27 protein-coding genes and 1 tRNA gene are annotated in these 24,907 nt (G+C 65.1%); 21 read left to right on the forward strand and 7 right to left on the reverse strand.

The window, feature by feature from the left end:
• Positions 1–28 precede the first annotated feature (28 nt).
• The 5 genes from AVCA_RS10845 to AVCA_RS10865 all read left to right on the forward strand — a co-directional run bounded on the left by AVCA_RS10845 (position 29) and on the right by AVCA_RS10865 (position 3,132).
• On the forward strand, positions 29–574 hold the full coding sequence (locus AVCA_RS10845; RefSeq protein WP_012700964.1) for a 1,2-dihydroxy-3-keto-5-methylthiopentene dioxygenase: 546 nt from the start codon (positions 29–31) through the stop codon (positions 572–574).
• Between the two features lie 2 nt (positions 575–576).
• The gene (gene mtnC / locus AVCA_RS10850) at positions 577–1,260 is read left to right on the forward strand and encodes an acireductone synthase (protein WP_012700965.1); all 684 of its coding nucleotides are present in this window, start codon (positions 577–579) and stop codon (positions 1,258–1,260) included.
• A 67-nt stretch (positions 1,261–1,327) separates the two neighbouring features.
• Positions 1,328–1,528, forward strand: coding sequence for a PLDc N-terminal domain-containing protein (locus tag AVCA_RS10855; protein WP_012700966.1), 201 nt, complete (start codon positions 1,328–1,330; stop codon positions 1,526–1,528).
• 211 nt (positions 1,529–1,739) lie between these two features.
• Positions 1,740–2,600 carry a polyamine aminopropyltransferase gene (gene speE, locus AVCA_RS10860; RefSeq protein ID WP_012700967.1) on the forward strand — a complete coding sequence of 287 codons (861 nt, stop codon included), beginning with the start codon at positions 1,740–1,742 and terminating at the stop codon, positions 2,598–2,600.
• A gap of 187 nt (positions 2,601–2,787) precedes the next feature.
• On the forward strand, positions 2,788–3,132 hold the full coding sequence (locus AVCA_RS10865) for a ribonuclease E inhibitor RraB (RefSeq protein ID WP_012700968.1): 345 nt from the start codon (positions 2,788–2,790) through the stop codon (positions 3,130–3,132).
• A 42-nt stretch (positions 3,133–3,174) separates the two neighbouring features.
• On the opposite strand, the gene AVCA_RS10870 is transcribed toward AVCA_RS10865, so the two are convergent.
• Positions 3,175–3,981, reverse strand: coding sequence for a c-type cytochrome (locus AVCA_RS10870; RefSeq protein WP_012700969.1), 807 nt, complete (start codon positions 3,979–3,981; stop codon positions 3,175–3,177).
• A gap of 135 nt (positions 3,982–4,116) precedes the next feature.
• Between AVCA_RS10870 and AVCA_RS10875 the strand changes: the two genes are divergently transcribed.
• Positions 4,117–5,775 carry a VRR-NUC domain-containing protein gene (locus AVCA_RS10875; protein ID WP_012700970.1) on the forward strand — a complete coding sequence of 553 codons (1,659 nt, stop codon included), beginning with the start codon at positions 4,117–4,119 and terminating at the stop codon, positions 5,773–5,775.
• 3 nt (positions 5,776–5,778) lie between these two features.
• Here AVCA_RS10875 and zapE read toward each other — a convergent pair whose 3' ends face one another.
• Both zapE and AVCA_RS10885 read right to left on the reverse strand, forming a co-directional pair.
• Complete coding sequence (zapE, locus tag AVCA_RS10880; protein WP_012700971.1) at positions 5,779–6,984, reverse strand: cell division protein ZapE; 1,206 nt, start codon at positions 6,982–6,984, stop codon at positions 5,779–5,781.
• Positions 6,985–7,049: 65 nt separating this feature from the next.
• Positions 7,050–7,415 (reverse strand): hypothetical protein, encoded by a 366-nt coding sequence (locus AVCA_RS10885; RefSeq protein WP_012700972.1) that lies wholly within the window; start codon positions 7,413–7,415, stop codon positions 7,050–7,052.
• A gap of 415 nt (positions 7,416–7,830) precedes the next feature.
• Between AVCA_RS10885 and AVCA_RS10890 the strand changes: the two genes are divergently transcribed.
• The 4 genes from AVCA_RS10890 to AVCA_RS10910 all read left to right on the forward strand — a co-directional run bounded on the left by AVCA_RS10890 (position 7,831) and on the right by AVCA_RS10910 (position 11,666).
• Entirely contained in the window at positions 7,831–8,721 is an 891-nt protein-coding gene (locus tag AVCA_RS10890) for an AEC family transporter (RefSeq protein ID WP_012700973.1), read from the forward strand.
• 680 nt (positions 8,722–9,401) lie between these two features.
• Positions 9,402–9,491 (forward strand) — tRNA-Ser (locus tag AVCA_RS10895).
• A gap of 940 nt (positions 9,492–10,431) precedes the next feature.
• A complete protein-coding gene (locus tag AVCA_RS10900) occupies positions 10,432–10,629 on the forward strand; it encodes a hypothetical protein (RefSeq protein ID WP_012700977.1) in 198 nt (65 codons plus the stop codon).
• A 90-nt stretch (positions 10,630–10,719) separates the two neighbouring features.
• A protein-coding gene (locus AVCA_RS10910; protein WP_085930839.1) for an IS630 family transposase occupies positions 10,720–11,666 on the forward strand; the annotation gives its coding sequence in 2 pieces (ribosomal slippage) (positions 10,720–11,065 and positions 11,065–11,666; 948 coding nt in all).
• A gap of 28 nt (positions 11,667–11,694) precedes the next feature.
• On the opposite strand, the gene AVCA_RS25760 is transcribed toward AVCA_RS10910, so the two are convergent.
• Positions 11,695–12,452 (reverse strand): IS5 family transposase gene (locus AVCA_RS25760; protein WP_144061657.1). Its coding sequence is split into 2 segments (ribosomal slippage): positions 11,695–12,137 and positions 12,137–12,452, totalling 759 coding nucleotides; the frame shifts between segments, so codons are not numbered across the junction.
• 770 nt (positions 12,453–13,222) lie between these two features.
• On the opposite strand from AVCA_RS25760, the gene AVCA_RS10925 reads away from it, so the two are divergent.
• Complete coding sequence (locus tag AVCA_RS10925) at positions 13,223–13,945, forward strand: polysaccharide lyase family 7 protein (protein ID WP_012700978.1); 723 nt, start codon at positions 13,223–13,225, stop codon at positions 13,943–13,945.
• A gap of 327 nt (positions 13,946–14,272) precedes the next feature.
• Here AVCA_RS10925 and AVCA_RS10930 read toward each other — a convergent pair whose 3' ends face one another.
• The 3 genes from AVCA_RS10930 to flgA form a co-directional block, all read right to left on the reverse strand.
• Positions 14,273–14,722, reverse strand: a complete 450-nt coding sequence (locus tag AVCA_RS10930; RefSeq protein ID WP_012700979.1) for a flagella synthesis protein FlgN — start codon at positions 14,720–14,722, stop codon at positions 14,273–14,275.
• 24 nt (positions 14,723–14,746) lie between these two features.
• Positions 14,747–15,034 (reverse strand): flagellar biosynthesis anti-sigma factor FlgM, encoded by a 288-nt coding sequence (gene flgM, locus AVCA_RS10935; RefSeq protein ID WP_012700980.1) that lies wholly within the window; start codon positions 15,032–15,034, stop codon positions 14,747–14,749.
• A 100-nt stretch (positions 15,035–15,134) separates the two neighbouring features.
• Positions 15,135–15,830: a flagellar basal body P-ring formation chaperone FlgA gene (flgA, locus tag AVCA_RS10940; protein ID WP_012700981.1), complete on the reverse strand. Its 696-nt coding sequence runs from the start codon at positions 15,828–15,830 to the stop codon at positions 15,135–15,137.
• Between the two features lie 159 nt (positions 15,831–15,989).
• Between flgA and flgB the strand changes: the two genes are divergently transcribed.
• The 10 genes from flgB (at position 15,990) to flgK (ending at position 24,890) form a co-directional block, all read left to right on the forward strand.
• Positions 15,990–16,400 (forward strand): flagellar basal body rod protein FlgB, encoded by a 411-nt coding sequence (gene flgB, locus AVCA_RS10945; protein WP_012700982.1) that lies wholly within the window; start codon positions 15,990–15,992, stop codon positions 16,398–16,400.
• Between the two features lie 11 nt (positions 16,401–16,411).
• Positions 16,412–16,819, forward strand: a complete 408-nt coding sequence (gene flgC / locus AVCA_RS10950; RefSeq protein ID WP_012700983.1) for a flagellar basal body rod protein FlgC — start codon at positions 16,412–16,414, stop codon at positions 16,817–16,819.
• A gap of 8 nt (positions 16,820–16,827) precedes the next feature.
• Positions 16,828–17,496 (forward strand): flagellar hook assembly protein FlgD, encoded by a 669-nt coding sequence (gene flgD / locus AVCA_RS10955; RefSeq protein WP_012700984.1) that lies wholly within the window; start codon positions 16,828–16,830, stop codon positions 17,494–17,496.
• Positions 17,497–17,578: 82 nt separating this feature from the next.
• The gene (gene flgE, locus AVCA_RS10960; protein WP_012700985.1) at positions 17,579–18,730 is read left to right on the forward strand and encodes a flagellar hook protein FlgE; all 1,152 of its coding nucleotides are present in this window, start codon (positions 17,579–17,581) and stop codon (positions 18,728–18,730) included.
• 13 nt (positions 18,731–18,743) lie between these two features.
• Positions 18,744–19,499 (forward strand): flagellar basal body rod protein FlgF, encoded by a 756-nt coding sequence (locus tag AVCA_RS10965; protein WP_012700986.1) that lies wholly within the window; start codon positions 18,744–18,746, stop codon positions 19,497–19,499.
• A 49-nt stretch (positions 19,500–19,548) separates the two neighbouring features.
• Complete coding sequence (gene flgG, locus AVCA_RS10970) at positions 19,549–20,331, forward strand: flagellar basal-body rod protein FlgG (RefSeq protein ID WP_012700987.1); 783 nt, start codon at positions 19,549–19,551, stop codon at positions 20,329–20,331.
• A gap of 26 nt (positions 20,332–20,357) precedes the next feature.
• The gene (locus tag AVCA_RS10975) at positions 20,358–21,038 is read left to right on the forward strand and encodes a flagellar basal body L-ring protein FlgH (RefSeq protein WP_231876322.1); all 681 of its coding nucleotides are present in this window, start codon (positions 20,358–20,360) and stop codon (positions 21,036–21,038) included.
• 11 nt (positions 21,039–21,049) lie between these two features.
• Entirely contained in the window at positions 21,050–22,195 is a 1,146-nt protein-coding gene (locus AVCA_RS10980) for a flagellar basal body P-ring protein FlgI (RefSeq protein ID WP_175555965.1), read from the forward strand.
• A complete protein-coding gene (gene flgJ, locus AVCA_RS10985; protein ID WP_012700990.1) occupies positions 22,195–23,172 on the forward strand; it encodes a flagellar assembly peptidoglycan hydrolase FlgJ in 978 nt (325 codons plus the stop codon). The genes AVCA_RS10980 and flgJ overlap by 1 nt, the downstream gene beginning before the upstream one ends.
• 92 nt (positions 23,173–23,264) lie before the next feature.
• Positions 23,265–24,890 (forward strand): flagellar hook-associated protein FlgK, encoded by a 1,626-nt coding sequence (flgK, locus tag AVCA_RS10990; RefSeq protein WP_012700991.1) that lies wholly within the window; start codon positions 23,265–23,267, stop codon positions 24,888–24,890.
• Positions 24,891–24,907 lie beyond the last annotated feature (17 nt).

Below are 24,907 nucleotides of genomic sequence, written 5' to 3' on the forward strand. Positions count from 1 at the left end.
CGGATTTCACGAACAAGGAGATCTGCCCATGAGTTTCCTGAGCGTCTATCGCGACGACCATCCCGTCCAGCCCTACAAGGTCCTCAACCATGGCGAGGACATCGCCGCCACCCTGGCCAAGATCGGTGTGCGCTTCGAACGCTGGCAGGCCGAGGCGCCGATCGCTCCCGGCGCCAGCCAGGACGAGGTGCTCGCGGCCTACCAGGCGCAGATCGAGCGACTGAGGGCGGAGGGCGGCTATGTCTCCGTCGATGTCGTCAGCCTGAACGACAGGCATCCGCAGAAGGACCAATTGCGCGCCAAGTTCCTCGACGAACACACCCATGGCGAAGACGAGGTACGTTTCTTCGTCGCCGGACGCGGGTTATTCTCGCTGCATGTCGGCGGCGAAGTGTATGCGGTGCTCTGCGAGCGCAACGACCTGATTTCGGTGCCCGCCGGCACGCCCCACTGGTTCGACATGGGCGAGCATCCGCATTTCGTCTGCATCCGGCTGTTCAACAACCCGGAAGGCTGGGTCGCCCAGTTCACCGGCGACCCCATCTCCCATCGCTTTCCCGAACTGGAAGACTGATCATGCCGGTCCGGGCCATTCTCACCGACATCGAAGGCACCACCAGCGCGGTCAGTTTCGTCTTCGACGTACTCTTCCCCTATGCCCGTGAGCATCTGCCGGCGTTCGTCCGCCGGCACGCCGCCGAGGCGGAGGTCGCGACCCAGCTCGAAGCCGTGCGTGCCGAGAGCGGCGAAGCGGACGCCGATATCGAGCGGGTCATCGAAATCCTCCTCGGTTGGATCGCCGAGGATCGCAAGGCCACGCCGCTCAAGGCGTTGCAGGGCATGGTCTGGGAGCAGGGCTACCGTGCCAGCGCACTCAAGGGGCATGTCTATCCGGATGCCGTGGCCACCATGCGGCGTTGGAAGCACGAGGGATACCAGCTCTACGTGTATTCCTCCGGCTCGATCCAGGCGCAGCGCCTGATCTTCGGCTGCTCGGAAGCCGGCGACCTGTCGCCGCTGTTTTCCGGCTACTTCGACACCACCAGCGGGCCCAAGCGCGAAGCGGCGTCCTATGTGCGCATCGCCGAAGCCATCGGCCGGCCGCCGGCGGAGATCCTGTTCCTTTCCGATGTGCTGCAGGAGCTCGACGCCGCCCGCGCGGCGGGCATGTGCACCTGTGGCCTGGCGCGCGAGGGAGGGGAGCTGGACGGCCATCCGACCGTGTCCAGCTTTACGGCGATCGAGCCGGCAGCCTGCTGAAAGGTTGCCGAAGCATTGGCCGGTTGTGTCATTCTTGAGTACTCGATTCTGAAGACGAGTGTATTCGATGGATCTCCTCCGCGGCCTTTCGAGCCTGATCATCGTGGCGCTGGACATCTGGGCCATCGTCCATGTCGTACGCAGCCGGACGGAAACCACCCGAAAAGTGCTCTGGGTATTGCTGATCGCCGTCCTGCCGGTCCTCGGCCTGATCGTCTGGGTGCTGATGGGGCCGCGCAGTGCCGGTTCCAGCGCCGGACTGCGCTGAGCCGGCGCCGGCTGCGGCCCGCGTTCAGCGCGGCGAAAAGTGCTGCGGAGCGCGATCTGCCGGCGGGCTGGTCCGTCCCTGGCCTGGTTTCCGGGGCGGCGAGGTTTCAACCGTCATCCCTGGCAACGTAGAATGCGCCCCTTCGCACGGGGCCCGGCCGGAAGATCGGGCAGCCGCGCCAGATCAGCCAGCTTCAGGGGAAAAGCGAGCCATGAGCGACTATCAGGAAACTCTCTACGAAGGCTACGGCCAGCGTTTTCGCATGGACAGGCTGCTCCATGAAGTGCGTACCGGGCACCAGCATCTGGTGATCTTCGAGAATGCCCGCATGGGGCGGGTGATGGCCCTGGACGGAGTGATCCAGACTACCGAGGCCGATGAGTTCATCTACCACGAAATGCTCACCCATGTGCCGATTCTCGCCCATGGCGCGGCACGGCGCGTGCTGATCGTCGGCGGCGGCGATGGCGGTATCCTGCGCGAGGTGTGTCGGCACCGGAGCGTCGAACGGATCACCATGGTCGAGATCGATGCCACCGTGGTGGAGATGTGCAAGGAGTTCCTGCCCGAACACTCCAGAGGAGCCTTCGAAGACCCTCGCCTGAACCTGGTGATCGACGACGGCATGCGCTTCGTCGCCACCACCGAGGACAGGTTCGACGTCATCATTTCCGACTCCACCGACCCCATCGGGCCGGGCGAGGTGCTGTTCTCCGAGAACTTCTACCAGGCCTGCCGGCGCTGCCTGAACGACGGCGGCATCCTGGTCACCCAGAACGGTACGCCGTTCATGCAACTGGGCGAAGTGCAGACCACCGCGCAGCGAATGAACGGACTGTTCGCCGACTGGCACTTCTATCAGGCTGCGGTGCCGACCTATATCGGCGGGGCCATGACCTTCGCCTGGGGGGCCTGCGACGCCGCCTCGCGTCGCCTGCCGCCGGACATCTTGCGTCAGCGCTTCGTCGGCAGCGGTATCGTGGCGCGCTATTACAACCCGGAAATTCATCAGGGTGCCTTTGCCCTGCCGCAGTACGTGCTGCAGGCCATCGGCAAGCCCGGCAACAATTGATGCTGGCAAATCTGCCCCAGTGTTTCACCGGCAGTCCGGGATGGAGCTATCCTAGGAGGGTGGCAGCAGTTTCCCACTGCCGCGTCTTTTCGCGTTTGGGATGGCCGGATCGTGCTTGCCATGCTCCCGGCCGCTTCTCCCCGCAGCAGTTCCATCAATCGATTCATCATTGAGAGGGGGTCGTTTCATGAATAACAACACCTTCCCGGATGATGTCAGCGGCGTCGTGTTGCGCCGCATGAAGGAGGGCGGGTTCGACTTCACCCGTATTCATCCCATCGACTTCTACGCCATCTTTCCCGACGAGGAGCGGGCCCGCATGGCGGCCAGAAACTTTCGTGGCGAGTCCCTGCGCACGGAGGTGTCCGCCCGTGATGACGGTGCCTGGCACCTGCAGGTGAGCAAGGTGATGTATGCCACCCATGCCGGCATCGACACCTTCGAGCATGATCTCGAGTCCGTGGTGCTGCCTCTGGGCGGCGTGCTCGATGGTTGGGGAGTCACCCAGGAGGCGGCCCATTCGGGGCCCTGAGTCCTTCGCGCCGGCCGGTATCCGGCCGGTGCTCCACGCCCTTCAGGGAAGCTCGGCCTTGCGTCCGGCCATGTGGCGCAGATAGGCGAGCAGGTGGTCCAGCTCCCGTTCGCCCAGAACCTCCACGCCAAAGCCCGGCATCCGTCCCTGCGACCACTGGCGCAAGGCCTGCGGATCGCGGATGTAGCGGCGCAGGAAGGCCTCGTGGAAATATTCGGTGGGATTGTACGGCAGGTTCAGGTCCGGCCCGAACCGGGCGTCGCCCTGGCCGTTCAGGCGGTGGCAGGCCAGGCAATGTTTCTGGAACAGCGCGAAGCCGGCCTGGATGGAGACGTTGGCGTCGGTGGCCGGCCGTAGGGCCGGCAAGCGCTCGGCGACCGAAGCGAGCAGGCGGAGCCGGGCGATCTGGAAGGGCCACTGTTCGGGGCCTATGTCGCCCGCCTGCGGATCGCTCCAGACCAGATAGAAGGGACCGGCGCTGGCCTTGTTCCTGCCCAGCGCCGGCCAGGGCGCGGCAGGGTCTTCGATGGCCAGCCAGGCGCGGGCGCCATCTTCGTGCAGCAGGGGGGCCGCGGGCAGCTCGGCGGCGAAGCCGTCCAGCGCCAGAGCCTGCAGATGATCGCCGGGACGCACGCCTTCGAGCAGCGCGGCCAGGGGCAGGGCACGGTAATGCATCTCCCGCCGGTAGGTCGGATCGTCGGGAATCGACAAGCTGCGCGTCTGCGGATGGGCGAGCAGCTCGCTGCTGGACCAGCGGCGCGAGCCTTCGGGCAGTTCGAGGAGCAGTTCGGCGGCGGCCAGCGGCAGGCTGGCGAGCAGCAGGAGGGCGAGGGTGATCGAGCGGCGCATGGGCGCATCCTTGAAGTGGTGGCCGGAGGCGTGGCAGCGGTTTTCATGGGCCCGCAGGCAGCCGATGATGGCATCCCCTTGCCCGCGGCCCCGGTGGCCGGATAGATACAGGAATTTCGGAACCGTTCAAAGCGCATGACCGATACCCGTTCCGTCTCGCCCCGATCCCTCGCCGACCCTTTCTATTATCTGGCGAATTTCCAGCAGGTCCTCGACTGGGTTGGAGCCTCCCATGGCGATCTGCTCGATGCGGCCGAGCGGGCTTTCCTCGAACGCTTTTCGCTGCTGCCCAGGGCTTCGCGCGCCCTGCTGGTGCGCATGGTGATGCGCAAGGGCTCGCTGTTCCGCTCGGGCAGGTTGAGTTACGGGGAAATCGGTTGTCCGTTGCGGGCGGCCACGCCATTGATCGAGCTGGGCTGGGTCGACGATGCTCCCCGGCTCGTGCTCGAGGAACTGTTCGATCTGTTGACCAGGATCGAGATCACCCAGGCCTTCGGCCTTCCGGCCAGCCTGACCAAGAGGGCATTGCTGGCGCACCTGCGCCCAGGTCATGAAGAGGCGCGCTGCCTGGCCGACTGGTGCCCGCAACTGGGTGAGCGGGCATTGCTCTTGCATGTCGATGGAATGTGCGAGCGGTTGCGTTTGATGTTCTTCGGCAATCTCCGGCAGGACTGGAGCGAGTTCGTCCTCGCCGACCTGGGCATCCACCGTTACGAGCGAGTGGCGTTCTCCCGGGAGTCGAAGGCGTTCCACAGTCGCTGGGAGGTGGACGCCTACCTGCACCTACACGGTTGCCGCGAGCGTTTCGAGGCCGGCGAGACGGTCAGCGATGTGCTGGTCGACATACCGACCGCCCCTTATGCCAACGCCTGGCTGGAGAGCCGGCGCGGCCAGTTGTTGCTACGACTCGCCCGGCAGTTCGAGCGCGAGGGGAAGCTGTCCGAAGCGCTGCGCCTGTATGCCGGCAATCGCCATCCCGGCGCGCGGGAGCGGGTAATCCGAGTACTGGAGCGTTGTGGACAGCCGGAGGCGGCATTCGAGCTGGCGATGTCCGCCGCCGATGCGGCCGAAAGCGAGGAGGAGAGCCAGCAACTGGAGCGCATCCTGCCGCGCCTGCGCCGCACGCTTGGGCTGGAGGCGCCAGCGCGCCGGAAAGCCGCCGCGTTCGAGCGGCTCGATCTGCTCCTGCCGAGATCGGAGGACCCCGTCGAACTGGCGGTCCTCCGGCAATTGAGCCGGCCGGATGCGCCCGTGCACTACGTGGAAAACGCGCTGATCGGTTCGCTGTTCGGCCTGCTCTGCTGGGAGGCGCTCTTCGCTCCATTGCCGGGAGCGTTCTTCCATCCTTTTCATGGCGCTCCCGCCGATCTCGGCCGGGCGGACTTCCTGGCTCGCCGTGCCGATCTATTCGAGCGTTGTCTGGGGCTTCTGGACCGCGACGGGCATGTCCGGGCGATCCATCATGCCTTTCGGGAGAAGCATGGCCTGCGCTCGCCCTTCGTCGCCTGGGAACTGCTCGACGAGGCCTTGCTGACCCGGGCCCTGGCCTGTATTCCCGGAGCGCACCTACGGTTGTTCTTCGAACGCATCCTGCGCGACATCCCGGCGAATCGCTCGGGGCTGCCGGATCTCATTCAGTTTTGGCCGGCCGAACGGCGCTACCGGATGATCGAGGTGAAGGGGCCGGGCGATCGCCTGCAGGACAACCAGCGCCGCTGGCTGGATTATGTCGTGGCCCATGGCCTGCCGGTGGCGGTGTGTCATGTGCGCTGGTCGGAGGAAGGGCCCGGCTAGGCTCTAACCGAAGCGTTGCAACTGCATCTCCTGCAGGCGGCTCAGGGTGCGGCGGAACGAAAAGGACAGGTAACCCTCGGTGTAGAGGGCTTCCAGCGCCACTTCGGCCTCCAGGTAGAGCGGTATCCGGCGGTCGTAGCATTCGTCCACCAGGGCGATGAAGCGCCGTACCCCGTCGTCGTGCACGGAGAGCATCGGCAACTGGCGGTCGCCGGCCACCACCCGCTCGATCCCGTCTTCGGTGCCGCGGGCGATGCGGCCCTCGCGCTGGCGGCCGCTCAGGCTGGGTACCGCGCCCAGCAGAATGGCCGGAAAGCGATCGCACAGGGCGATGAAGTCGAAGGCGGAGAAGGGTTGCTCGCAGAGTTCGGCATAGGTGCACCAGACCGCTGCCGGGCCGTGGCACACCGCGGACAGGCGGCGGTGCTCCAGTTGGACGGGCGTGCTGGCTGTCGGCGCGCCCCGATTGAGTCGAGCGAAGACCTCGCCGAGCGCGCTCGCCTGGCCCGGCATGGTTACCCAGTAGCGCTGCTGGCGCGCGCCCGGATGCAGGCGATGGTCCTGGCCGCCATCCACGCAGGCGACTTGCATGTGCCGTTCGATGGCGGCGATGGCCGGCTGGAAGCGCTGGCGATTGAAACCGTCCGCATACAGTTGCGCCGCTGGCTGGTTGGAGGTGGCGACCACCACCAGGCCCTGTTCGAACACCGCCTGCAGCAGCGGACCCAGCAGCATGGCATCGCCGATATCGTTGACGAACAGTTCGTCGAAGCACAGTACCCGCAGCTCCCCGGCCAGTTCGGCGGCCAGCAGCCGCAGGGGATCGGCCGAGCCGGTCAACTGGAACAGCCGCCGGTGCACCCAGCGCATGAAATGGTGGAAGTGCTGACGGCGGGCGGGAACGCGCAGGCTGCGGTGGAAACTGTCCATCAGCCAGGTCTTGCCGCGCCCGACCGGTCCCCAGAGGTAGACGCCGGTTATCGGCTGCCGATACTCGGCCTGGTGCAGGGCCCGATGGCAGTCGTCCAACAGCAGGGCCGCCTGGCGCTGTGCTTCGTCCGGCCGAAAGCCGTTCTTCTCGATGGCCTGGAGGTAGGCCGCCAGGGGAGAGGGAGCGAGTGAATGGGTATCGATGGTGAAGGACTCCAGGGGATTGCGGTGCGGCGAGGAGCGGTGCGATGGTCTGCTAACGGCGGGAGGGCGAGGCATCCTTGCTCGAATGGGGCTTTCCTGCCTGTGGCCCTGGGAGGTTCTGCCGGTGCTTGTCGCGAGGCTCAGGCCGCTACCGGGTCCATGGCCAGAGGCCGACCGGCGCGCTCGAGGAAGTCGAGGGCGGCCCGCTTGGCTTTTTCCACCGCTTGACGATGCCGTTCTCCGGCGTTCAGGCTTTGCCGCAGGGTACCGCTGAACTCGGTTTGCAGGTCGGCCAACAGCCGGCGCTGCTCGCCGGTCAGGATGGCGGGGCGGCCGTTGGCGAAGCCCATCACCGAGTCGATCGCCTTGGCGACATCGAGGTGAAAGTTCCGCTCCGGGCCCCCGCAGATGCAGCTTTCGGCGCGCTGGGCCAGCAGTCTCACTTTCTCGCGCAACTCCCGGTACAGCGGAATGAATTGCAGATCGGCGACATGGGTACGCTCCATCGCGCCCCATCCGTTCAGCGGCCTCGCCGCGGGATGCGAATCCGTCCGTGACCCTTCTCTGGCCGAAATGACTCCCCAATCGTTCATGCTGCAGCCTCCTCTTCAAGGGCTGGCCGCCCTGCCGGACAGGTCTTGAACCGGCGGGCGGGGTTCGCCCAGATCGCTGATGCTCCGGCGGATCGGCGCCGGGAATGCTCTTCGTCGAACCTTTCATGGAACTGCGGCCGTTCGTCGCAGTCCTCATGTGAATGGATAACCGATTGTTAGGCAGATAATCAACAGTCACATTACAGAAAACCACTCGCTAAAGGTTGTAGGCCTTCCGATTCGCATGGTGGCCGGCCGGATTGACCCGGGCCCTGGCGGAGAGGCTAGGATGTGCGCCCCTCCATCGATCCGTTAAGGAAAAGGCCCAATGCTGGCTGAGTTGTTCGCTGTGATGGCGCCCATTTTCATCGTGTCGGGCGTCGGTTATGGCTGGGTGCGTTTCGGCCATGTCTATCCCACCGACTTCGTCACCCGCCTGATTCTCAACATCGGCACGCCTTGCCTGGTGCTGTCCAGTCTGAGCAGCTCGGAAATCGATCCGCGGGCCTTCGGCCAGATGGCGGTCGCCTGCGTGGCGGTGACCTGCTGCATGGGGCTGATCGGCCTGCTGCTCAGCCGCTCGCTGCACTATGACTGGAGGGTACTGGTACCGGCCTACCTGTTCCCCAACTCCGGCAACATGGGATTGCCGATCAGCCTCTACGCCTTCGGCGAGGAGGGGTTGGCGCTGGCCGTGGCCTTTTTCCTGGTGTTGTCGCTGGGGCACTTCACCGTGGGCATGGTGCTTTCCGGCGCCGAGCAGTCCTTCAGGAAGCTCCTGGCCAATCCGATCATCATCAGCCTCGCACTGGCCTTGCCGATCCTGCTGCTCGACCTCGGATTGCCGCGCTGGCTGAGCAATACCGTGCAACTGCTCGGTGGCATGACCATTCCGCTGATGCTGATCACGCTCGGCGTGTCGCTGGCGAGCATCCGCACCCGGCAGCTTGGCCTGGGCATGCTGCTCGGCGCGCTGCGGCTTCTCTGCGGGGCCGGCGTGGCCTGGGGCATCGGCCTGGTGCTGGGACTGTCGCCCCTGGCGCTGGGCGTATTGGTCATGCAATCGGCCATGCCGGTCGCCGTGCTCAACTATCTGTTCGCCGTGCGCGCCGGGCGTTCGCCGGAGCAGGTGGCGAGCCTGGTTCTGTGCTCGACCTTCCTGGCATTCGGTTTTCTTCCGTTGCTGCTGGCGTGGTGGCGGCTTTCGGCGATGCCCTGACCCAAAGAGGTTCCAGGCACATGTTCTAGCCCATCAGATGCCCCAGATTGGGCAGGATCAGAAGCATCATGATGACAAAAACGATGAGACCGACTTGCCTGATTTTTTGAGGAGGTCTGAACATGCTCTGCCTTTCTTATTGTTGATATGACATCTTGTTTTTTGCATGTTTCATGCCCGAAATTGCCTTCGGGCGGGGGCGAAGTGTGCGGATGCCTGAAAACTCTAAGGGATTCCGTACAGGAGCTTAGAAATATTTTTCATGATTTTTATGTTTTTTATATCATTTTTCAGTAATAGCCGCTTTTAAGGAGGCCGCTCGCACAGTACGGTGAGCATTCCTGGGTGGAAGGAGGCATGCCGATGATCCGATGCAGACTTTCCCGTGCGTCCACGCAGGCAGCCTGCCTGGCCAGCCTGGCACTTGTGGCTTTGACTGGCTTGGCATTGCCCCGCTGAGCCAACACTCGTGGGGCGTGGATCAACTGTTCTTCAGCAGCCTCTTCGTTTCCTTGGTGTTGGCCTTGCCCACGATGATGCCATTTCGTCATGGGGGCGTTTGCCGTGAATCGGTGTCTCCGGCTAAACGCATGAATTTTTTGAAAAAAGCTTTGCTTTCTGGGGTTCGTTCGGATAAATTGCGCGCCGTCGACGGGCTACAGGGCCCGTTGGTTTTGTCCGGTGGGGTGTCCGAGTGGTTGAAGGAGCACGCCTGGAAAGTGTGTATACGGGAAACCGTATCGAGGGTTCGAATCCCTCCTCCACCGCCAGGTCAGAAAGAACGCAAGCCCCTGATGATCGAGTAGATTTCAGGGGCTTTTTCTTTCGCGTCCTATATTTGGGACAAGTCTAGGGCAAAAATGGCGTCATCCACGCCGTTATATGCCGCTCTGGCTTGCTTCCGGCCCCATCGTTGGCGAAACCATGCTGGCCATGCTCTTGGTGTCAGGGTATCCGGCGGCCGTAAAGTTTCTTCACCATCGTTGTATCGCTGTGGCCAAGCTGGCGGGCAACCGGCTCGACAGTGCCCGGTTGGCGAATGCGTGCCGACATCGGTTCGGTCCGCGCTGGCGAACGCCGGCCCGCTTTAAATGCCTCGTGAACCGGAGCGGTACGCTGGAGGCACGTCAAGATTCACCGCTGACTCCGAAACACAAAACGCGCGTTGTCACGTTTCAGGGGCACGTTGTCACGCTGAACCTATCGGCGGTAACAATTGGCAGGGTGCTTGTTACCGCACGCTGCTGCGCAACTGTTCCAGCGCTGGTGCGATCGGCCGTAACCTTGCGGCCCAGGCCCCGGCCCCTTTCTCCTTCGGAACCTCCATCCTGGCACGCCTGATCGTGCCAGTCTCCATTGCCGTCCTCGCGGGTTGCCAACGGTGCCAGGTGTGTCTGCGGGTAGTACGAAGCCCAGTAACCACGCGGGTTTGATTCAAGATGTGGCGGAAAAGCGGACGGCTGCAAAGCCCAGGAAGTAGGCACACCTCCGCTACCGAATTCCGGTGTACGAGGTGATGAACGTCTACGACACCCCGGACATGATTCGCCGGCTCAAGGAGCGCTACCGGCTCTGTGACGGCAGCGACCTACAGGCCGGCTCGTGAAGTCCGCATCTACCGGGCCGACATTGCTTGATAGAACTTCGGGTCGGCTGCTTGCCTCGAATACAACGTGTCCGTTGGATGAGCACTGTTGTATAGGAGCGGCCATGTGGACAGACGAAGACAAATTCGACCTCGAGCATCAGGGGCTGCTTGATCGCGAGGCTGACAAGTCCCTGAGAGACCTTGAAGATGATGGCCTCGACTATTCGTTCGAGGACGAAGTCTTGGAAAACCTGGTAGAGCTGGAGCCAGAAGATGAAGACGGCTGGGATGAGGATATCGAAAGCTGGGATGACCTCTAGAGCATTTTTTGAAAACACGAATTCGACAAGCAGGGGTTGCTCTTCCTGGTCATTTCGGTTCTCCTCTCCCGCTCGGACAAGGAGACCAGAATGGCTCGGGCATACAGTGCGGACCTTCGCCGGCGCGTCGTCGACGCGGCCATGGGTGGGCTATCGGCTCGGCAGGCCGCCGAGCGATTCGACGTCGGGACGGCAACAGCGATCGTCTGGGTGCGGCGCTTCCGGGAAGGCGGGGAACTCGTCGCCCGCCGACAGGGCAAGCCCCGGGGCTTGCGGCTCGATCCCCATGCGGACTACCTGCTCGGCCTGCTCGAGCAGACCCCCGACCTGACGCTGGCCGAACTCGCCGCGACCCTCGAACGGGAGCGTGGCGTCCGTGTCAGCCTGGCGACGGTGTGGACGTTTCTCGACCGGCACGCCATGACGTTCAAAAAAAGACCGCGCATGCAGCCGAGCAGCAACGGCCGGACGTCCAGGCAGCCCGACAGGGATGGATCGAGGAGCAGTCCGGTTTCGATTGGCGCAAGCTGATCTTCGTCGACGAAACCGCCGCTTCGACGAACCTGGCCCGCCTGCGGGGCTGGGCCCCTCGCGGCGAGCGCTGCCGGGCCGCGATCCCCCACGGCCACTGGAAAACCACGACCTTTACCGCCGGCCTGCGGGTGGATGGCCTGAGCGCGCCGCTGGTGCTCGATGGCGCCATGAACGGCCCGGTCTTCCTGGCCTATGTCGGGCAGGTTCTGGTACCCGAGCTGACGCCCGGCGATATCGTGGTGATGGACAACCTGCCGGCCCACAAGGTGGCGGGAGTACGCCAGGCCATCGAAGGCGCAGGAGCCACACTGCGCTACTTGCCACCCTATAGCCCCGACCTGAACCCGATCGAGATGGCCTTCTCCAAGCTCAAGGCACTGCTGAGAAAGGCGGCGGCGCGGACCGTGCCGCAGCTGTGGCAGAGCATTGGCGAGGCGATTGCGCAGTTCTCTGCACAGGACTGCAGGCACTACTTCGAGGCAGCCGGATATGAATCGGGATAAGGTAAAAATGCTCTAGGGCCTGTTAACACTACCGTAGGGCCTCAGCGATAAGAGCCACAGTGACGAAGGCGGCGTACATGAGGTCAAGCTTGTCGTAGCGCGTGAACACGCGGCGCCAGGCCTTGAGTCGTCGAAACAGCCGCTCGATACCGTTGCGTCGGCGATAGAGCGGTTTGTCATACTCCCACGGCTGGCGCCGCCGGGGGTTGGGTGGCACCACCGGCACGAAACCCAGGCCGCAAGCCAGCTCGCGCGTGGCATTGTCTTGGTATGCACTGTCCATCAACAGAGCCACGAGCCCGTGGTGAGGTCCCAACGCCTGAATCAAGCGCCTGCCTTCGGGGGCATCGCCAGCCTGCCCCGCCGTCAGGCTCCAGGTCACGACATTGCGATCATCCGCGGCAACCAGATGCAGTTTGGTGCTCCAGCCGCCGCGGCTGCGACCGAGGGCTTGAGGACCGTTTTTTTTCGCGCGCCCGTACCATCCGGATGCACCTTCACGATACTGGAGTCGAGGCTGATGGCCTCGATGCGTATCTGCATAAGTCGCTGGCGCTGCAACTGTTCGAAAACACGATCGAGCACGCCGGCTTTGCTCCAGCGCATCATGCGGGTGTAGACGGTGTGCCAGTTGCCATAGCGTTCGGGCAGCGCGCGCCATTTGCAGCCGTTGGCTGCCACATACAGGATGGCGTTGAGTACTTGCAGGTTGCCCAGGCGTACATTGCCGCGTTGGCGCGGCAACAAGCCTTCGATTTGTTTGAATTGCTCGGCGGTCAGTTGCATGGCACTCGGTCTCAACACTGTTTTGCTGCATTCTAGTAAATAGAGTTAACAGACCCTAGCCGACACTTTCCATGGGAGCCCGCCCCGTGCGGGCTTTTTCTTCTTGTGCGCCCAGCATGGGCGCACTCTGTGGATGAGAGTTCTGCCGTTAAGTAGGCCCCTCCTGAAAGGGAGGAGTCGGCGGAGACCGTAGTGCTCGCAGGCTGGGCCGGGAAGGCTGGAATCTGCGGCGGAGGGCCGAACGAGAGGGCGTGCCCAAAGTCATGTCGATGCCGGGGCCTGCGCCGGAAATCCGCACGAGCGGAGCGGGATGCCGTAGGCCGGGGGTGAAGTCTCGGGCGGGGTATGCCGTGGCGGAGCCCGGGGCACGCGGCATGACACGGACGACACAGGGGCGGCGCTGCTGGAGGCGATGCTGACGCGAGAGAGTCTGCGGCAAGCGTTCAAACGGAAGGGATCGGCAGGCGTGGGTAGGCTGGACATCGACCAGACGGCCCGACTGCCGGTGACCGAGTGGCCGCGTATCCGGGAGGTGCTGCTGGGGGACGTGCCGGCCGAGTCCGGTGTGACGGGTCGAAGCCTGGCGGCGGCCGGCGCGAGCCGGGGCATTCCGACTGTGGCGGATAGGTCGATCCTGCCCCGAACAGAAGGCCGAAGCGCAGGTCGAACTGCTCAGGCTGAGGCAAAGGGGAGCTTTCAAGAGCTAGACGCGGCGAAGTGGATCAATAATTCCCCAGATGTAACCGCAAACCAACCCTATAGGACACGACATGATCGACCTTTCCCACTGGAACCTCACTATTCCCGTCGATGCGGAGATCATCCAGACCGAAGATCTGCAGACCTATGCATCGCCATGGTTTATCCGCAATGCCGACGGTTCCATTACCTTCTTCGCTCCGTCGTCAGGTGACGGGATCAAGTCGACCAAAAACAGCACGTACCCGCGCTCTGAACTCAGGGAAACCTTGCCCAACGGCGACGACGACGAGGCCAACTGGAGCCTCGATAGCGCTCCGGTTCACCAACTGAGTGCAACCTTGACGGTCGACTCGCTGCCTGCCTCTGGCAAGGCAATCATCGGCCAATTCCACGGCGAGTCCAATCATCCTCCCTTCAAGCTCCAAGTCGCGCGGCTGGCCGGCTCGGCCGACACATTCAAGATCAACGTGCAGCACCGGCCGAAGCTGAACGGCAAAGAACTGAGGCCGTCCTTTTCCAGGCCGTTCAAGCTGGGCGAGGAGTTCTCCTACGATGTGCAGGTCACTTCAACTGGCAAGTTATCTGTGACCATCGATGATGAGACGGTAAGTGGCCAGTTCGATATCCGCAGTTACAAGAATGACAAATGGTACGCCAAGGCCGGCATATACAGCCAAGAGATGGTCAGCGGGAAGGGGGCCGGGCGGGCCACCTTCTATGCGATAGACATGACGCATGGCGACAAGGCTGGGGATAGGCCAGAGCAATCGAGGCGCGAACTCCAGCGCTAGAGCGGATCGCCGTACCGAACGGAGGAGGGCGGTCCCCGGACGGGCGAGATGGGGGATGGCGAAAAAGAGCTCGGGACATTTTTAGGGCGGAAAGCCCGCCGGCATACGCCGTTGTAACGCCATCTATTGAATGTATGACCTAGGCGTTTGGCGGCCTGGAGCGGACTGGAGGCCGCATGGGGGGCAGAATCCCTCCTCCAGCGCAAGATCGAATGGAGGAAGCCCCCGGCCCATACGAGGCTTCTTCGTTTCCGGCCTGAAAGTTTCAGGCTGTTTACGGGCGTTGCTTCCCCGATGGTTCGTGGCGCTGTCGGCGTGGTCCGTTTCTCAGCCGGACAGGCCGCCGAGGTTGCCGCCGCGTCGGGTGCGGCCGTCTGGGCCGTAGAGCGAGTGCCCGGCCGCTTCGTGCAGAAAGTTCAGGATGCGCTGGTTGTGTCCCAGGCGTGTGCGGATGGTGTCACCGTTGAGACGGTTCAGCAGTTGGGCGTGGCCGGCCAGTTCGAGTAACTGTTGCCAGGCGGGAAGGCAGCCGGCGTCGCTGGCCGCCTGTTCGGCGCCACGGCGTCCCGCGCTATAGCCCAGCCTGGCCTGCGCGTTGCCGCGCTGCTTTTCCAGATGTTCGAGTTCGCCCAACAGGGTCCGCTTGGCGGCGGCCAGGTCGGCCAGGCGCTGGCCGTCGACGGCCGCCTCGGTGAGGGCCTGGCGCTCTTCCTCGAGTAGTTCGACGAAACGCTGCAGAGTCTGGCGCTGGGTTGCGAGGTGCTTGCTCAGGCTCATGGAAATCCTTCCGGGTGAAAATGCTCAGGCTCCATCGCCGAGCAGTTCGCGGACGCTGTCGATCAGTCCTCCGGCGATACGTTCGGCGCGGATCTGCAAACGTCCTTCGCCGATCGCCTGACGGATTTCCACGACGCGGGCCATATCGATGTCCCGTGTGGCGTCCGTTTCGGCGGACTGGCCGATATGAGCGACGACGGCAGGCGATTCCGTCCGGCTGGCGGGAGCGTCACGCTGGATGCGCGGGCCGGCTTCCCGGTTGTCGGTCGGTCGTGCGGCTCCCGGCGGAGTGGAGGAGTTGTCGATTTTCACGGTGGATTTCTCTCGCAGTGTTTCCGAAATGAACTATCGGCCCTCCATGGACAAACTTGAGTCGTCGCTTCGCGGAAATGCAAAGGCTGAGCGCCGGAATTCACTGGGCGGCCTGCAGCCGGTTGCGGCCGACGACCCTGCCACGCAGTATTTCCCCCGCTTCGGTGCGCACTCGCACCAGGCTGTCCAGAGCGCCGCTGTCGAGCGCGGTGGCTTTCCGGCTGATGACGAAGCCGGGTCCCCGGGCTTCGAGGACGACCTGGGCATTGCGCTCGATCAGTTCGGGCGCGCGCAGGGCGCTGCGCTGGAAGGTGCTGCCTTCGGCGATGGCGCGGGTGGCCTGCATGCCGAGGATCTCGTCGGTGGTAATGGCCGCGTTGCGTGGCAGGCGCTCCAGGCGTCCCCGGCGCATCGCGAGCATGTCCGCCTCGACGGTTTCGCCGGGTTCTATCGCGCGCCGGGCGATCGCATATTCTCCGAGGATGCCGACGCTGGCCTGCAGGTAGCGGGCGGGCTGGTTCGTGCCGGCGCACTGGACGCCTATCGCCAGCCGCCCCGACAGGCGCTGGTTCGGTTGCGGCAGGAACGGCCGCGGGTCCTCGCAGTCGGGAAGGGCGGCGGCCGGGCGTTCGAGTTCGATGCGCAGTTCCTGCCGCTCGCCGGGCGGCAGGCGCTGCACGATCAACTCGCGGACGCGGGTTTCCAGCAGGTCCGGCGCGGCCCAGGCCGGTTGCCAGGCCAGCAGGCATGGCAGGGCTCCCGTCAGAAGGAAGCGGAGCGGAGGGAGGCTCGACATGCGGTTGTTCCGTCGGCGGCGGGACGGGAATTCTAGGGAGTCCGGCGCCGGGACAAAAGGGTGGAATTGCTTGGTAAATGCGAGCCTGTTTCCGCCTTTGCCCCGAAAGGCATGCTGTTACTTTGCCATCAATCGAATGATCGTCAGGGGAATCGCAGCATGTTCGACAAGCTCGACGCCACGTTGCGCTTTCAACAGGAAGCCTTGAATCTGCGCAGCGAGCGCCATCAGGTGCTGGCCGCCAACGTCGCCAATGCCGATACGCCGGAGTTCCGGGCGCGTGACTTCGACTTTTCCCGCGAGCTGGCCAAGGCCGTCAAGGACGGGCGGGGTGCTTCCTCCATGAGCCTGGCGACCACCTCGTCGCGGCATCTGCAGGGCACCTCGACGACCTTCGCGGTGCGCGAGCTGCTGTACCGGGTTCCCGACCAGCCCAGCCTGGACGGCAACACCGTGGACATGGATCGCGAGCGGGCCCAGTTCGTCGACAACACGGTGCGCTACCAGGCCAGCCTGACCTTCCTGGACAGTCGCCTGCAAGGGCTCAAGACGGCCATGCAGCCGGAGTGAGGTAGGACAGCATGTCGATGTTCAACATCTTCGATATCGCCGGTTCGGCATTGAGCGCGCAGTCGCAGCGCATGAACGTGACCGCCAGCAACCTGGCCAACGTGGACAGTGTCGGCAGCGAGGATGGCCAGGCCTATCGCGCCAAGCAGGTGCTGTTCGAAAGCATGGCCCGCGGGCGTTCCGACACCGGTGGGGTGCGGGTGGTGCAGGTCGTGGAGGACCCCTCGCCGTTGCGCCAGGAATATCGTCCCGAACACCCGCTGGCCAACGAAGAGGGCTACGTGAGCCTGCCCAACGTCGAGCCCGTGCACGAAATGGTCAACATGATCGCCGCCTCGCGTTCCTACCAGGCCAACGTGGAGGTGATGAACACCAGCAAGCAGATGCTGCTGAAAACCCTGACTCTCGGCGAGGGCTGAATTCTTCCATGAGCACCATCGACACTTCGGTCGTCAGCGCCATCAACGGCACCACAAGCACGACGCAGAGCGCCAGCACCTCCGACGAACTGCGGGAAAACTTCATGACCCTGCTGATCGCGCAACTGCAGAACCAGGACCCGCTGAAGCCCATGGAGAACGCCGAGCTGACCTCGCAGCTGGCGCAGATCAACACCCTGAACGGCATCGAGGAACTGAACGCCACGCTGGAAGGCATCACCGGCCAGATCGACGAGACCCAGGCCCTGCAGGCCGCGGCGCTGGTCGGTCACGGCGTGCTGGTGTCGGGCAGCCAGGTGCTGGTCGGCAGCGAGGAGGCCACGCCGTTCGGCATCGAGCTGGATCAGGCCGCCGATTCGGTCAAGGTGACCCTGACCGACAGCAGCGGCACCGTGGTGCGCCAGTTCGACCTGGGCGCTCTCGATGCCGGCGTGCACTCCTTCAACTGGGACGCCCTCCTGGAGGATGGCAGCGCGGCTCCGGACGGCGCCTACAAGGTGACGGTCGAGGCCCTTGCCGACGGCGAGACGCTGTCCGCCACCACCCTGAGCTATGCCCTGGTCGGCGGCGTGACCCGTACCGACAGCGGTCCGTTGCTGGATCTGGGCGCTCTCCAGGGGCAGGTCAGCCTGCAGGACGTCCGCCAGATTCTCTGAGCCGCCGCCAATTTCTCGACGTTTTTCACGTTCGCCGCCGCCCGCCGGGTGCTCGGCCGCCTCAACCATCACGGAGCAGATCATGGGCTTTTCCCAGGCACTCAGCGGCCTCAACGCCGCCTCCAGCAACCTCAACGTGGTCAGCAACAACATCGCCAACTCGCAGACCGTCGGGTTCAAGAGTTCCACCACCCAGTTCGCCGATGTCTACGCCAGCTCCAGGGTCGGCCTGGGCGTCCAGGTCGCCGGGGTGGTGCAGAACTTCACCTCGGGCAACCTGGAAACCACCGACCGCAGTCTGGACCTGGCGATCAGCGGCTCGGGCTTCTTCCGTTTCGAACAGGCCGGCCAGGTGGTCTATTCGCGCAACGGGCAACTGACCCTGACTCCCGAGGGTTACCTGCAGAACGCCCAGGGCGCACGCCTGCTGGGCTCCAACGGGGCCATCCAGATTCCCGCCGACGGCCTGCAGGCCCAGCCGACCACGGAATTCGACGCGACGCTCAACCTGGATTCCGGCTCGGACGTGATCACCGCCGCCTTCGATGCGACCGACGAGAACACCTATTCCTATGCGAATACCGCCACGGTGTTCGACTCGCTGGGCAACTCCCACGAACTGACCCTCTACTTCACCAAGACCGGGACCAACGAGTGGGCGGTCAATGCCGCCCTCGATGGCGCGGTTTCCGCCAGTGCCGCGCAGGCGCTCGAGTTCACCACCAGCGGCCTGCTCGACGGCTATACGCCGACCAGCTTCGACTTCGCCATGACCAATGGCGCCGCGGACATCAGCTTCGAACTCGACCTGACCGGCAGCACCCAGTTCGGCAACGACTTCGAGGTGTCCAGCCTTGACCAGGACGGCTACACCGCCGGCAGCCTGGTGGGTTTCACCATCGAGGAGAACGGCAACGTCGTCGGCAACTATTCCAACGAACAGTCGCTGGTGGTCGGGCAGATCCAACTGGCCACCTTCCGCAGCCCGGAGGGCCTGCAGCCGGTGGGCGACAACGCCTGGGTGGAAACCGCGGCCTCCGGGCAACCGCTGGTGGGTACGGCCGGCAACGGCCAGTTCGGCTCCCTGGAGAGCGGCGTGGTGGAGGCTTCCAACGTCGATCTGACCAAGGAATTGGTGAACCTGATCATCGCCCAGCGCAACTTCCAGGCCAACGCCCAGTCGGTTTCGACCCAGAGCGAAGTGCTCGAACAGGCGGTCAACCTCGGCCGCTGACGGAGCCTGATCCATGGATCGCATGTTGTTCACCGCCATGAGCGGCGCCAAGCAGAGTCTCGACCAGCAGGCGGTGGTCGCGCACAACCTGGCCAACGCGGTGACTCCGGGTTTCCGCGCCCAGTTGATGGAGCTGCAGGCCGTTCCGGTCGACGGCGAGGGGCTGCCGACCCGCGTCTCGGTGCGTGCCACCACCTCCGGCGTCGATTTCAGCCAGGGGCCGGTCACCCGCACCGGCCGTCCCTTGGACGTGGCGCTCGACGGCAATGCCTGGCTGGCGATACAGGCCGCCGACGGCAGCGAGGCCTATACCCGGCGTGGCGACGTGCAGATCGACGGCAACGGCCTGATGACGGTGGCCGGCCATCCGCTGATCGGCGACGGCGGCCCCCTGACGGTGCCCCTGGGCAGCCAGGTGAGCATCGGCGCCGACGGTACCGTCAGCGTGGTGGAGGAGGGGCAGGACCCCGACACCAGTGCCGTGGTGGCCCGCCTGAAGCTGGTCAGCGCCGCTCCCGGAGAGCTGGAGCGCGGCGAGGACGGCCTGTTCCGCGCGCCTCCGGACGATACCGGCGTCTCCCAGCCGCTGGCGGTCGACGAGACCGCCCGGCTGGTCACCGGAGCCCTGGAGGGGAGCAACGTCAGCGCCACCGAAGCCATGGTGGCGATGATCGACAACGCGCGGCGCTACGAGATGCAGATGAAGGCCATCGACAGCGCCGACGACAACGCCCAGCGCGCCAACGCCCTGCTGTCCCTGCAGGGCTGACGGGCATACGCGGCCGTCGCGGCGGCCGTGAACGGAGGAAGATTCACCGATGATCAGATCGTTGTGGACGGCCAAGACCGGCCTGGAGTCCCAGCAGGTGCAGATGGACGTGATCGCCAACAACCTGGCGAACGTCGCGACCAACGGTTTCAAGCGCACGCGGGCGGTTTTCGAGGACCTGCTGTATCAGAACCTGCGCCAGCCCGGTGCCGACAACACCACCCAGACCAAGCTGCCGTCCGGCCTGCAGATCGGCACCGGCGTGCGTCCGGTGGCCACCGAGCGCCTGCACTCCCAGGGCAACCTGCAGGGCACCGAGAACTCGAACGACCTGGCGATCAACGGCAAGGGCTTCTTCCAGGTCGAGCTGCCCGACGGCACCACCGCCTACACTCGCGACGGCAGCTTCCAGCTCGACGAGAACGGCCAGATGGTCACTTCCAGCGGCTACCTGCTGATGGGCGGAATCACCATTCCCGAGAATGCCCTGTCGGTGACCGTCAGCCAGGACGGCATCGTCTCGGTGACCCAGCCGGGCAACGCCCAGGCCAACCAGGTCGGCCAGCTCAACCTGGCGCTGTTCATCAACCCGGCCGGCCTGCAGAGCGTCGGCGAGAACCTCTACCTGGAAACCGCCAGCTCGGGTGCGCCCAACGAGAATATCCCCGGAACCAACGGGGCCGGCCGTCTCTACCAGGGTTACGTGGAAACCTCCAACGTCAACGTGGTGGAAGAGATGGTCAGCATGATCCAGACCCAGCGCGCCTACGAGATCAACAGCAAGGCCGTGGAAACCTCGGACGAGATGCTCGCGCGTCTGACCCAGCTATAAGCAAGCGCATGGCAAGGAATAATCGAGTGCTTCGTGCATGGCGGCTTCTCCCGGCCCGCGCCCTGCCGCTGGCCGCGCTGCTCCTGGCGGCCGGCTGCGCGCAACTGCCGCGGACCTCGGTGGTCAAGGACCAGCCGCTGGAGGTGCCGCAGATGCCGCTCAGGCAGGCCAACGGCTCCATCTTCCAGGTCGGTCACATCTACCAGCCGCTGTTCGAGGACCGCCGGCCGCGGATGATCGGCGACATCCTGACCATAGTGCTCAACGAGCAGGTCAGCGCCAGCAAGAACTCGGCCTCCAACGCCAACCGTTCCTCGGGCATGTCGCTGGGCTTCTCCACGACCTCGGACAAGCCGGAGAAGGTCGGCGAGTTCGGCGCCGAGGCCTCGGGCGACAACGACTTTTCCGGCAGCGGCGGCTCGCGGGCGAACAACTCCTTCACCGGCACCATCACCGTGACCGTGCAGCAGGTGATGCCCAACGGCAACCTGCGCGTGGTCGGCGAAAAACAGATCGCCATCAATCAGGGAACCGAGTACATCCGCTTCTCCGGCCTGGTCAATCCGCGCACCATCACCGTACAGAACACGGTGTCCTCGACCCTGGTGTCCATGGCCCGCATCGAATACGTGGGCGACGGCTACATCAACGAGGCCCAGCACATGGGCTGGCTGCAGCGCTTCTTCCTCAACGTCTCTCCCTTCTGATGCCTTCCGCCATGCCCGATTCCGTTTCCCGTGTCCCCTCCGCCGGTACGGCGTGCCGGACGCTGCGCCGGCTGCTCTGCCTCGTCTGCCTGCTGCTCCCGGCCGCGGCGCCGGCCGAGCAGGTACGCGACATCGCCGACTTCGCCGGTGTGCGCAACAACGTGCTGGTCGGCTATGGCCTGGTGGTCGGCCTGGACGGAACCGGCGACCAGACCACCCAGACGCCCTTCACCGAACAGGGCCTGACCAACATGCTGTCGCAACTGGGCATCACCGTGCCGTCCGGCAGCAACATGCAGATGCGCAACGTCGCGGCGGTGATGGTGACCACCAGCCTGCCGCCGTTCGCCCGTCCCGGCCAGCAGGTCGACGTCGTCGTGTCCTCCATCGGCAATGCCCGCAGCCTGCGCGGCGGCACCCTGCTGATGACGCCGCTCAAGGGCATGGACGGGGAGACCTACGCGCTGGCCCAAGGCAACCTGCTGGTCGGCGGGGTCGGCGCCCAGGCCAATGGCAGCAGCGTGCAGATCAACCAGCAGGCCGGCGGCCGGATCGCCCGCGGCGCGCTGGTGGAGCGCGAGGTGCCGCTCATGCTCGGTGGCTCCAGGGGCGAACTCGATCTCTACCTGCGCAGTCCCGACTTCGCCACCGCCCGGCGGGTGGTGCTGGCCATCAACAACGAGTTCGGCCGCACCGTGGCCTCCGCCCAGGACGGCGGCCTGGTCCGCCTGCAGGGCCCTTCGTCGCCGAACGAGCGGGTCAATTTCATGGCGCGGGTGGAGGGCGTCCAGGTCACGCCGATGGCGGAGCGGCCCAAGGTGATCGTCAACTCGCGCACCGGCGCCGTGGTGCTCAACGGCGCGGTCAAGCTGCACCGGGCCGCCGTGGCGCACGGTAACCTGTCGATCGTCATCGACACCGACAACCGCGTCTCCCAGCCGGAGCCCTTCAGCCGGGGGCAGACGGTGGTGGCGCCGAACAGCGATATCTCCATCGAGCAGGAGGGCGGCGCCCTGCACTTGGTCGAGGGCAGTGCCGACCTGATGGACGTGGTCAAGGCGCTCAACGCCCTGGGCGCCACGCCCCAGGACCTGATGTCGATCCTCGAAGCCCTGAAGGCCGCCGGCTCCCTGCGCGCCGAACTGGAGATCATCTGATGGCCACGGCGGCGCTCGGCGAGCGTTTCGCCCTCGACCTGCAGGGGCTGCAGCACCTCAAGCACACGGCTCGCGAGGACTCGCCGGCCGCGCTGCGCGAGGCGAGCAAGCAGTTCGAGGCGCTGTTCCTGCAGGCCATGCTGAAAAGCATGCGCAAGGCCAGCCCGCAGTCGGGCCTGTTCGACAGCGAGCAGACCCGTCTCTACACCGAACTGCTGGACCAGCAGTGGGCGCAGCATCTGGCCGGCCGTGGCCTGGGACTGGCCGAACAGTTGGCCGGCCAGTTGCGCGGCACCGTCCAGGCCGCGGCTGCCGTGGAGAGCGCCAGGGAGGAAAACCTGCTGGCCGGGATTCCGCGCGCCACGCCGAAGGCGCTGTACGGCGCGCTGGCGCCGTCGTCCCCCGGGAGCGGGCGGAGCGCTCGCTCGCCGGAGGATTCGCTGGGGGCCGTGGTGGAGCGTCCGGCCCATGTCACGGACTTCCTCGCCCGGCTGCGCGAGCCGGCGCAGCGCGCCAGCCGCGCCAGCGGCGTGCCCGCCGAACTGATCCTCGCCCAGGCGGCCCTGGAAACCGGCTGGGGACGCCGGCAGATCGCCACGGCCGACGGCGGCGACAGTTACAACCTGTTCGGCATCAAGGCCGGCAGCCGCTGGCGCGGCGCGACGGCCGACGTGCTGACCACCGAATACGTCGACGGTCAGGCACAGAAACGGGTGGAGCGTTTCCGTGCCTATCCGACCCTGGATGCCGCGCTGTCCGACTATGCCCGGCTGATCGGCGGCAATCCCCGTTACGCCGGGGTGGTCGCCGCGCCGGACGCGGCCCAGGCGGCGCGCGAGCTGCAACAGGCCGGCTATGCCACCGACCCGGCCTATGCCGACAAGCTCATCGCGGTCATGGCCAGCTTCGGACCGCTCGGCCAGACGCAGGAAGTCGCCCGCCTGGATGTGGACAACTCGCCGCGGACGGCCGACTGAATGCGCAGTCCGGCGGAAAGATACGGCCAGGCGCCTCAAGTCCCGGCCGCCGCGGCCGATAACCTGAAGCAAGCTGCGAAAGGGAAGGTTTCATGAGTATTTTCTCCATCGGCGTCAGCGGCCTGAATGCCGCCCAGGTGGCCTTGAGCACCACCTCCAACAACATCACCAACGTCTACACGGACGGCTACAACCGCCAGGTCACCCTGCTCGGCGAGAACAACCTGGGCAACGGCGTGCAGAGCAACGGCGTGCAGCGCCAGTTCAGCCTGTTCGTCGCCACCCAGCTCAACCAGTCGACCAGCAATTCCAGCGCGCTGCAGGCCTACGAGACGCAGATCACCCAGATCGACAATCTGCTGGCGGACAGCGAGGCGGGCCTGTCCCCCTTGCTGCAAAGCTTCTTCTCCTCCCTGCAGGACCTGGCCTCGGCGCCTTCCGATCCGGCCGCCCGCCAGGGGCTGATCGGCACCGCCGATACCCTGACCGCGCAGTTCCGCGCTTTCGACGATTACCTGAACGACATGCAGCAGGGCGTCAACGGGCAGATCGAGGACGTGGTCTTCCAGATTAACAACACCGCCGAGCAGATCGCCATGCTCAACCGCGAGATCGGCCTGGCCAAGGCCAAGACCGGCACGGTGCCCAACAGTCTGCTGGATCAGCGCGACCAACTGGTCGCCGAACTGAGCGGCATGGTCGATGTGGATCTGACCATCCAGGACGGCGGCAGCTACAACATCAGCATCGGCAACGGCCAGGCCCTGGTCTCCGGTACCAAGAGCTTCGCCCTGGAGGCCATGGCCTCGTCGGCGGACCCGACGCGCACCGTGGTCGGCTACCGCGACGGCGCCGGCAACCTGCGCGAATTCTCCGAAACCGCCTTCGAGGGCGGCGAACTGGGCGGACTGATGACCTTCCGCCGGGAGACTCTGGACAAGACCCAGAACCAGCTCGGCCAGCTCGCCGTGTCCCTGGCGCAAGGCTTCAATGCGCAGCACATGGCCGGCGTCGACTACGAGGGCAACCCCGGACAGGCATTCTTCGCCACCACCCAGCCGACCGTCTACAGCAACGCCAACAACACCAGCAACGCCTACCTGGAGGCGGAGTTCCTCGCCGACGTCAGCGGCCTGACCGCCAGCGACTACACGGTGAAGTACACCGCCGCCGACGGCTATATGGTGACCCGCAACGACACCGGGGAAGTCGTTGAAACCTTCGCGGCCGGCGCCAGCAGCCTGGAGTTCGGCGGCATGAGCGTGACGGTCAACGGCACCCCGGCCGAGGGCGACCGCTTCCTCGTCCAGCCGACCAAGCGCGCCGCCGGCGGGCTCGAAAACCTGATCCAGGATACCTCGCTGATCGCCGCCGGCCAGGACGACGGCAGCGGCACCGGCAGCGGCGACAACCGCAACGCCCTGGCCCTGCAGAACCTGCAGAACAGCGCGCTGGTCGGCGGTGTCGCCACGCTGAGCCAGGCCTACGCCTCGATCGTCGGCGACGTCGGCAATCGGGCCAACGTGGTGCAGGTCAACCTGGCCGCGCAGCAGGGACTCACCGAGCAACTGCGCGCCCTGCAGCAGTCGGAGTCCGGGGTCAACCTGGACGAGGAGGCGGCCAACCTGATCCGTTTTCAGCAGTATTACCAGGCCAGCGCCAAAATCATCGAGGTGGGGGCGACCGTGCTCGACACCCTGCTCGGCCTCGATGCCTGATCCCGGAGGACAGCCAA

Origin of the sequence: Azotobacter vinelandii CA (genome assembly GCF_000380335.1) — a bacterium.
Taxonomy (GTDB): Bacteria; Pseudomonadota; Gammaproteobacteria; order Pseudomonadales; family Pseudomonadaceae; genus Azotobacter; species Azotobacter vinelandii.

Excerpts from the sequence above, each read along its gene's own strand:
- AVCA_RS10890 (WP_012700973.1), top strand. The coding sequence starts at position 7,831 with ATGCTGGCTGAGTTGTTCGCTGTGATGGCGCCCATTTTCATCGTGTCG.
- zapE (WP_012700971.1), bottom strand. The coding sequence starts at position 6,984 with ATGCCTCGCCCTCCCGCCGTTAGCAGACCATCGCACCGCTCCTCGCCG.
- flgB (WP_012700982.1), top strand. The coding sequence starts at position 15,990 with ATGTTCGACAAGCTCGACGCCACGTTGCGCTTTCAACAGGAAGCCTTG.
- flgJ (WP_012700990.1), top strand. The coding sequence starts at position 22,195 with ATGGCCACGGCGGCGCTCGGCGAGCGTTTCGCCCTCGACCTGCAGGGG.
- speE (WP_012700967.1), top strand. The coding sequence starts at position 1,740 with ATGAGCGACTATCAGGAAACTCTCTACGAAGGCTACGGCCAGCGTTTT.
- flgG (WP_012700987.1), top strand. The coding sequence starts at position 19,549 with ATGATCAGATCGTTGTGGACGGCCAAGACCGGCCTGGAGTCCCAGCAG.
- AVCA_RS10980 (WP_175555965.1), top strand. The coding sequence starts at position 21,050 with ATGCCCGATTCCGTTTCCCGTGTCCCCTCCGCCGGTACGGCGTGCCGG.
- AVCA_RS10845 (WP_012700964.1), top strand. The coding sequence starts at position 29 with ATGAGTTTCCTGAGCGTCTATCGCGACGACCATCCCGTCCAGCCCTAC.
- AVCA_RS10870 (WP_012700969.1), bottom strand. The coding sequence starts at position 3,981 with ATGCGCCGCTCGATCACCCTCGCCCTCCTGCTGCTCGCCAGCCTGCCG.
- flgE (WP_012700985.1), top strand. The coding sequence starts at position 17,579 with ATGGGCTTTTCCCAGGCACTCAGCGGCCTCAACGCCGCCTCCAGCAAC.
- flgA (WP_012700981.1), bottom strand. The coding sequence starts at position 15,830 with ATGTCGAGCCTCCCTCCGCTCCGCTTCCTTCTGACGGGAGCCCTGCCA.
- flgC (WP_012700983.1), top strand. The coding sequence starts at position 16,412 with ATGTCGATGTTCAACATCTTCGATATCGCCGGTTCGGCATTGAGCGCG.
- AVCA_RS10900 (WP_012700977.1), top strand. The coding sequence starts at position 10,432 with ATGTGGACAGACGAAGACAAATTCGACCTCGAGCATCAGGGGCTGCTT.
- AVCA_RS10855 (WP_012700966.1), top strand. The coding sequence starts at position 1,328 with ATGGATCTCCTCCGCGGCCTTTCGAGCCTGATCATCGTGGCGCTGGAC.
- AVCA_RS10965 (WP_012700986.1), top strand. The coding sequence starts at position 18,744 with ATGGATCGCATGTTGTTCACCGCCATGAGCGGCGCCAAGCAGAGTCTC.
- flgD (WP_012700984.1), top strand. The coding sequence starts at position 16,828 with ATGAGCACCATCGACACTTCGGTCGTCAGCGCCATCAACGGCACCACA.
- AVCA_RS10865 (WP_012700968.1), top strand. The coding sequence starts at position 2,788 with ATGAATAACAACACCTTCCCGGATGATGTCAGCGGCGTCGTGTTGCGC.
- AVCA_RS10930 (WP_012700979.1), bottom strand. The coding sequence starts at position 14,722 with ATGAGCCTGAGCAAGCACCTCGCAACCCAGCGCCAGACTCTGCAGCGT.
- flgK (WP_012700991.1), top strand. The coding sequence starts at position 23,265 with ATGAGTATTTTCTCCATCGGCGTCAGCGGCCTGAATGCCGCCCAGGTG.
- AVCA_RS10925 (WP_012700978.1), top strand. The coding sequence starts at position 13,223 with ATGATCGACCTTTCCCACTGGAACCTCACTATTCCCGTCGATGCGGAG.
- AVCA_RS10885 (WP_012700972.1), bottom strand. The coding sequence starts at position 7,415 with ATGGAGCGTACCCATGTCGCCGATCTGCAATTCATTCCGCTGTACCGG.
- mtnC (WP_012700965.1), top strand. The coding sequence starts at position 577 with ATGCCGGTCCGGGCCATTCTCACCGACATCGAAGGCACCACCAGCGCG.
- AVCA_RS10875 (WP_012700970.1), top strand. The coding sequence starts at position 4,117 with ATGACCGATACCCGTTCCGTCTCGCCCCGATCCCTCGCCGACCCTTTC.